This is a genomic window from Rhodococcus spelaei, from assembly GCF_006704125.1.
Taxonomy (GTDB): Bacteria; Actinomycetota; Actinomycetes; order Mycobacteriales; family Mycobacteriaceae; genus Rhodococcus_G; species Rhodococcus_G spelaei.
This window is the reverse complement of sequence record NZ_VIGH01000017.1, coordinates 1-1,453: the sequence shown is the minus strand read 5'-3', so window position 1 is coordinate 1,453 and position 1,453 is coordinate 1. Positions and strand designations below refer to the sequence as shown.

The 1,453-nt window shown below is 65.3% G+C and carries 1 protein-coding gene; it reads right to left on the bottom strand.

What is annotated here, in order from left to right:
* Positions 1 to 585 (bottom strand): DUF222 domain-containing protein (locus FK531_RS22165; protein ID WP_246098322.1); only part of this gene is annotated, 585 nt, incomplete at its 3' end.
* Positions 586 to 1,453 lie beyond the last annotated feature (868 nt).

The window sequence follows — 1,453 nt, the reverse complement described above, 5'->3', positions numbered from 1 at the left end:
GGTAGCCGAGCAGTTGTTGCCCGGCGTCGGCGACCGCCTTCGGGGTCGAGGACCGGGCGAGTTCGGCTGGGGGTCCCTCCCTGCACGAAGTGCTTGGGGGCGGATCTGTTCGGCGACCTCCACTGTGGCGGGGTCGACGCTGCGGGGGATCTTGCCGAGCACGCCGCGGATCTCGTGGACGTGGTCGGGTCCGATGGCGCCGTCGCGTTGCGCGGCGGCGGTGCCGGGCAGGTCGGGGGGTAGTTGTTCGCCGGTGGGGTGGTGCCAGGTGCCGACCTTTTTCGCTGCGGCGACCCGGCGGGCCGCGTCGCCGACCGACAGGCGCAGCGTGGCGATCAGGAAATTGTTGATCGTTGAGCAGTCGTGTTTGTCGGGCAGGGACCGTTCCACGGATTCGACGATCAGTCGGGTACCGACGGCCGCAGCCTTGCGCAGTGACGTCTCCAGGCGCTGGAGCGTCTCGACGATGTCCGCGTCCGACAGCGCGGACAGTCCGTCGTCGAGCAACCCGTCGACGGCGGCATCGAGGGCGGTCAGGTGTTCGTCCACCTGCCCGACCTCGCCGAACCGCACTATCGAATGCATGTTCGAAGACTAGTGCGACCCGCCGACAAGAAATGTTCAATTGCAAACCCTGCATGCGAGACGGCGTCGTCGGCGTCACCCGGCCCAGCGGCAGGAAGACCGTGGTGGTGCACCGGCAGATCAAGAACAACCGTCTCGCGTCGGTCGGATCGTTCCGGACACTCGTCGCGATCCGGAACTCACCCGGTGCCCGAGAACGCTGCGACCGACGGCGCGCGTCCGGGGACGGGGGCCGCCAAGGCCAATGCCACGTGGTCAGCAATCTCCTCGGCCAACTCCGTACCTGTCTACGAACAGAGCTACGCGCCTTCCCTGATGCTCCAGCGTTGACGGCTCCCGGTACAGGGCCCCGATAGATTGTCTCAATGCGCGAGTCGGAGCCGAAACCTCCAGGTGAAGTGACGCGAAACAAGCTTCCTGGACCTGGTCTCCTGGCGACCACCGTCGTTGCACTGCTCGTGCTCGTCTGCATCGACTACGACTGGTGGCCGTCACGGTTCGGCAATATGCAGTGGGGTAGACCCACTCCTTTTCGGTGGAGTTGCACTGCTGGCACTCGCAGTGGCGGGACTGATCTGGGCGATCCGAACGCTCTATGTCGTCGGCCAGGACCGCCGATGGTCGTGGTGGATCCTGCCTGTCCCACTCGCCATGATCAGCGTCCTGGCTATCGGCCTACTGCTGCCTTCGCCGACGTTCGACGAGATGCGTCCCCAGTTCGAGCAGACGGCGCACGACTTGCTTGCTAGCTGTACTGCCCAGGGACGTTGGTCAATCGGCTGAAGGGAACGTTCCTACCGATGGCGGAGTGTTGCCGGTGGTGATTGTAGGTGTGTAGCCATCCCGACAACGCGCTCCGTCGGGCTTG